This window comes from Deltaproteobacteria bacterium (assembly GCA_019310525.1).
GTDB lineage: Bacteria > Desulfobacterota > DSM-4660 > Desulfatiglandales > HGW-15 > JAFDEE01.
Window position 1 is genome coordinate 1 of record JAFDEE010000125.1, and the last position, 6,351, is coordinate 6,351.

Annotated in this window: 3 protein-coding genes; 2 read left to right on the forward strand and 1 reads right to left on the reverse strand. The window is 55.6% G+C overall.

Features of this window, described 5'->3' with window-relative positions:
* Nucleotides 1–7 precede the first annotated feature (7 nt).
* Nucleotides 8–1,984 carry an acetate--CoA ligase gene (acs, locus tag JRF57_15730; protein ID MBW2305149.1) on the forward strand — a complete coding sequence of 659 codons (1,977 nt, stop codon included), beginning with the start codon at nt 8–10 and terminating at the stop codon, nt 1,982–1,984.
* 106 nt (nt 1,985–2,090) lie between these two features.
* On the opposite strand, the gene JRF57_15735 is transcribed toward acs, so the two are convergent.
* On the reverse strand, nt 2,091–3,248 hold the full coding sequence (locus tag JRF57_15735; protein MBW2305150.1) for an acetoin utilization protein AcuC: 1,158 nt from the start codon (nt 3,246–3,248) through the stop codon (nt 2,091–2,093).
* Nucleotides 3,249–3,556: 308 nt separating this feature from the next.
* Here JRF57_15735 and JRF57_15740 point away from each other — a divergent pair.
* On the forward strand, nt 3,557–6,351 hold a 2,795-nt coding region (locus JRF57_15740; protein MBW2305151.1), incomplete at its 3' end, for a Cache 3/Cache 2 fusion domain-containing protein.

The window sequence follows — 6,351 nt, forward strand, 5'->3', positions numbered from 1 at the left end:
CCTCAGAATGCTTGGAGAGAAAGGGAGCGTCGAATCAGTCTACATGGAAAAACGGGTTTTTGAACCTGCAGAGGACTTCGTGAAGCATGCCAACATAAACTCCGAAGAAGACTATTTCAAGATGTACCAGCGATCCATCGAGGATCCTCATGGGTTCTGGGGGGAGATGGCGGAAAAATTCATCGACTGGTTCAAAAAGTGGGACGGACCCGTCGAAGAATTCAGTTTCGAGGATGATATTTTCATCCGGTATTTTGCCGGCGGGAAACTGAACGTCACTTACAACTGCCTGGATCGTCACCTGAAAACCTGGAGAAAAAACAAGGCCGCACTTATCTTTCAAGGGGAACCCCTGGAAGAATCACGGACCCTCACCTACAAGCAACTCCACCGGGAAGTCTGCAAATTCGCCAACGTACTCAAAAAGCTGGGGGTCAAGAAAGGGGACCGTGTAGCGATCTACCTTCCCATGATCCTGGAACTGCCCGTCGCCATGCTGGCCTGCGCCAGGATCGGTGCCGTGCACAGCATCGTTTTCGGAGGCTTCAGCCCGGACGCCCTCAGGGACCGCATCCTGGACTGCGGCGCCGAAACCCTCGTGACCTCGAACTGGTATTGGCGGGCCGGCAGAACCATACCCGCCAAGGCCAACGCCGATACGGCCCTGGAGGGATGCCCAGGTATCAAGCGATGCATCGTTGTCAACCGGATCGACAAGGAAACCCCCATGAAGGAGGGCCGGGACCTGTGGTGGCACGAATTGATGGCCGAGGCCTCCCCCTATTGCGAACCTGAATGGATGGACGCGGAAGATCCCCTCTTCATCCTCTACACCAGCGGGAGCACCGGCAAGCCAAAAGGGGTCCTCCACACCACGGCCGGGTATCTTCTCTACACCATGGTGACCTTGAAATACTGCTTCGACCTCAAGGATGAAGATGTCTGGTGGTGCACGGCCGACATCGGTTGGGTCACGGGCCACAGCTACATCGTCTATGGGCCCCTGGGGCTCGGCGCCACATCGATCGTTTTTGAGAGCGTACCCAACTATCCCGAACCCGACCGCTTCTGGGAAGTTGTCGAAAGATACGGCGTCAATATCTTCTACACTGCCCCTACCGCCATCCGGGCCTGCATGAAGAACGGCGACCAATGGCCCAACAGGAGAGACCTAAGCAGCCTCCGCCTCCTCGGAAGCGTGGGGGAACCCATCAACCCGGAAGCCTGGATGTGGTACTACAGTGTGATCGGAAAGGAGAGATGTCCCATCGTGGATACCTGGTGGCAGACAGAAACGGGCGGTTTCATGATCGCCTCCATCCCCGGAGCCTTCAAGATGAAACCGGGGTCTGCCTCCAGACCATTCTTCGGGGTCCAGCCCGTGATACTTCGGGCCGACGGCACCGAGGCGGAGGTAAACGAGGGAGGGCATCTTTACATCCGAAGGGCCTGGCCGGGAATGATGCGGACGGTTTACGGAAACCCTGAACGTTTCAAGGAACAATACTTCGTGCAGACCCCCGGGCTTTACTTCTCAGGGGACGGGGCCAGGAAGGACGAAGACGGATTTTACTGGATCATGGGCCGGGTGGATGACGTCATCAACGTATCGGGGCACCGCCTGGGAACCGCGGAGATAGAGAGCGCCCTGGTGGCCCATGAAGCCATCGCCGAGGCGGCCGTAGTCGGATTTCCCCACGAGCTCAAGGGCCAGGGTATCTATGTCTTCGTGACCCTGAAGGACGGCTTTAAACCGTCGGAAGAATTGAAGAAGGCCCTTGTTGCCCATATTCGGAGCGAGATCGGGCCCATCGCCTCTCCGGACAAGCTCCAGTTCGCCCCTGGCCTTCCCAAGACCCGAAGCGGGAAGATCATGCGCAGGATCCTGAGAAAGATCGCCGAAGGTGCGGTCCACGAACTGGGTGACACCTCCACCCTTGCTGAGCCTGAAGTAGTGGACAAGCTGGTGGAGGGGAGACTCTGATCGCCTCGGTGGGGGAACCCTGGCAAACGGGCATCCCACGGATCAGGGGGGAGCCTGGCTTGGACGAAACGGATCGCGAATGGGGCCTCGCCCTTACAACTTGAAGCTAGATACCATGCAGGGGAAAGATTTCTTTACGGATATAGGCGACGACCCTGCGGGCCTCTTCAAAGGCCCTTTCCTTGGCCTCGCCTTGGACGAGGAAAGGCCGGTCGTACAGGCTGCCCACTTCGCTTTCGGGACCGAACATCATGCCCCCCACCAGCCCGGAAAACTCGTCCACGGGTTCTACGTTGTTCAACAACCCCCAAGCCAATGTCCAGGCCCTGGAGGTCCGGTAGATATCATACCCCCCCCCTCCAAGGGCCAGGATCCTGGGCGAGAACTCCAGGAAACCCTTGATGGCTTTCATGTATCCGTTATTGGTGAGCTTCAGGTGGGTAAGGGGATCCGAGACAAGGACATCGGCGCCCAGGACGGCCAGGACGGTATCAGGAGAAAAGGATGAGAGGAGCGGAGGGACGACGGCGTCGAACACAAAGGCATAGACCTCGTCGTCCGTACTCTCCTCGAGAGGAACGTTCACCGTGTAGCCCTTGCCCTTTTCCCGGCCCGTCTCCGTCTCAAACCCGGACCAGGGGTAAAGCTTTTTTCCGGTTTCATGGAGAGAGATGAACAGGACCCGCGGATCCTCGTAAAAGGCCTCCTGGACGCCGTTTCCGTGGTGGGCGTCCAGGTCCAGGTAAGCAATTTTCATGTCCGGATGGCTCTCCAGGGCGTCCTTCAGGGCTATGACGATATCGTTGATGTAACAGAATCCCTCGGCATGATCAGGCATCCCGTGATGGAAACCACCCAAGGGGTGGAAGGCCACCTGGATTTCTCCTCCATTGAGTCTTCGGACGGCCTCGAGGGTCCCTCCCGCCGCCTTGAGGGACCATTCGTAGATCCCCTGGAGAATGGGGGTGTCTTCTGTCCCCAGACCCCTGGAGAGCATATCCAGGCTTACCTTTCCGGCGCTGGCCTCTTTTAAAAGCGCAAGATAGGCAGGGTCGTGAAAGGAGGTCAAATACTTTTCCTCAATGGTGTCCGGTTCAAAAACACTCATCCAGGGATGATTCATGACGCCGTAACGGGAACACAACTCGTAAGTCTTCGACGCCCGTTCTGGTTTGAAAGGATGATCCGGGCCGAAATCGAACCGGGCCATTTCGCTGGAATAAACAAAGAGGGATTGAAATGGGTGGTCATTATGGAGATCCAATCTCTGCTCCTGGTGACCGTTTTTACCGATGGCGCATGGAGAAAAAACGGAAATAGTTCAGAGAAATCCTAGCAGATAAGAAAAAGGGGGGTCAATGAAAAAGCACGATATGAACCTTCGGTCTTCAGGCTTGATCGATACGGACCTCGAGGCCTCCCCTTGAACCGGCAGAATCAGGGTCTCTGGAGTTCCGCCGACCCATCGGTCTCATCCGCAAAGGACCGACGGACCCGCTTTATGGGACGGATGCCCTTGTGGCGAGGGGTCTGCCGGCATTCGTCTCCACCGCTCCGCCAAAAAGGTCGAAAATGATCATTCCCCGCTTCCGAAATTTGAGAATACGGGCAAAACTCGTCACTGTCACACTTTTCCTGGTACTGGTCCCCCTTCTCTGCGTGGCCTACCTTGCCATGGACCGATTCGGGAAAGCACTGCGCGGCGCTGCTGAGGAAGACCTGGAACACCTTGTCAGAAACATCTACTCCATGTGCAAGATCCACCGGGAAATAGTCCAGCGCGAGGTCGGCCGGAATATCCGTGTGGCGAGACATGTTCTCGCCCGAAGAGGCCAGATTCGCCTCTTTGAAGACGAGAAGATCCACTTTACGGCGGTGGACCCGTTCACCCTAAAAAAGGCCCTCCTTACTATTCCCCTATTGAAGGCCGGTGACACCCCATTGACCGGGGATACATCCTTTGTAGAAGAAGTCCGGAAATTAACGGGTGGAACCTGCGGACTTTATCAGCGAATCCGGGAAGACCGTTTTCTCTGCATTTCGAGCACTCTTAAAGACATTAAGGGCAGGCAGATCACCGGTACCATTCTTCTTCCAGATAGTCCCGCTGTTCAAGCCCTCTTGTCCGGGAACCCGTACCGGGGCCGGGCCCGCATCTCGGGCGAATGGTACCTCACGGCCTATGACCCCATCCTGGGACCGGGCGGTTCTGTTATCGGGGCCTTCTCCGTGGGAGTGAAGGAACAAGGGACTGAATCCCTCAAGGCCGAAATCCGTGGCATTCGGGTGGGTAAAACGGGTTACGCCTATATCATGGACAGCAGTGGCGTGTTGAAGATCCATCCGGCCAAAGAGGGCGAAAATATCATCCATTCCAAGGATTCTTCCGGGTTTGAATACATCCGCGCCATGATCCAGGAATCCATCCATCTCCCCCAGGGGGCGGTGGGCACTATCCGTTACCCCTGGGTCAATCCGGAACTCGGCGAAACGGAACCGAGGCAGAAGATAACCAAGTACATGTACTTCAAGCCCTGGGGCTGGATCATCGCGGCTGGGACTTACGAAGAGGAGATCTACCAAGATCTCAGCGATACAGAGAGATTCATAGGCTTGATGGTTCTCTTGGGCGTGGTCTTGGTGCTGTTCCTGACCTTGTCCCTTTCAAAGGTCCTGACAAGACCGATTCAGGAACTAACAGAGGTGACCACCAGGATGGTGGAAGGAGATCTCTCCCAAAGGGTCAAAGTGCGCGGAGGGGATGAAATCGGTGTCCTCGGCACCTCCTTCAACCGAATGATCAGTCAGATCCAGCATTACACATCAAACCTGGAAAAGATGGTGGATGCCCGCACCAGGGAACTCAAGGAATCCAGGGAACGCTACCGCGAACTCACCCGCTTCCTGAACAGCATCCTTGACAGCGCCACAGAGTATGCCATCATCGCCGTCGATTTCCACGGCACCATCATGGAGTTCAATAAGGGGGCTGAAAAACTTTTCGGGTGGAAAAAGGACGACGTCCTTCATAAAAAAAATATCACTATTACCCTCACCCCGGAGGACGTGGCCAGGGGCATGCCGGCCATCATGTCCAAACGGGCCCGCAGCGAGGGAATCTGTGAACTGGAAATGATCCGGATCCGGAAGGGCAACGAGTATTTCCCGGCCCATACCTCCGTCACCGCCATCAAGGATCCGGACGGACGGACCACGGGATTTCTTGAGATCATCCGTGACCTGACCCGGAGAAAATCTCTCGAAAAGGAGCTTCGGGAAACCAAGGAATTCCTGGAAAACATCATGGAAAGCTCCGTAGACGGAATCGTTACGACCGACCTTAAGGGAAAAATCACTTACCTGAACCGGGCCATGGAAGAGATGATCCAATACCGTAGAGAAGAAATCCTGGGACAACACATCTCCACCGTTTACGTCAGGGGTATTCAGGAGGCCCGGGATATCATGGCCCTGCTGAAGGCCCGGGAGCGGGCGGAAAACTACGAGATGGAAGTCAAAAGAAAGGACGGAGAAATTCTGGTCATCCAAAATTCTCTCTTCCTGGTCCGGGATGAGGAGGGCAAACTGGTCGGAACCGCGGGGATATTCAAGGACGTTACGGAGAAAAAGCGTCTCGAAGCCAAACTCAAGGCCGCCCAGGTCCGGCTCGTGGAGGCCTCCAAGATGCGGGCCCTCGGAGAATTGGTCGCAGGGGTCGCCCACGAACTCAACAACCCCCTCATGGCCTCAAAGACCATCCTGCATGTCATCTTGAAAAATATTAAGGAAGAATGCCGGGAGCGGGAAAGGCTGGAACTCATCAAGAAATGCAACGACCGGATAGAAAGAATCGTTGAGCATCTCAGGGAATTTTCCAGGCAGACCAAGCCCCGGTTCCAAGAACTGGACGTGAACCTGCCCATTGAGAACGCCCTGATGATTACGGGCCAGCAACTCCTTAACCACGGTATCGCGATTGAGAGAAAACTTTCAAACGATCTTCCCAGGATCTGGGGAGATTCGAACCAACTCGAACAGGTCTTTCTCAACCTGATTTCCAATGCCAGGGACGCCATGGATGAAGCAGAAGGGAACAACCGCAAATTGACTATTGTGTCCACCTTGGTCGAAGAAGAAAATAAGCCCTGGGTTCTGGTCTCAGTCAGGGACACGGGTGTAGGCATTCCCAGGGAAAACCTCGATAAAATCCTGGAGCCCTTCTTTACCACCAAGCCCGTTGGAAAGGGAACGGGGCTTGGGCTCTCCCTCTGCTTCGGCATCGTCGAGACCCACGGAGGCCGGATAGAGGTTGAGAGCGAGTTGGGCCTCGGAACAGAAGTAAAGATCTACCTGCCGGTTTATGATCC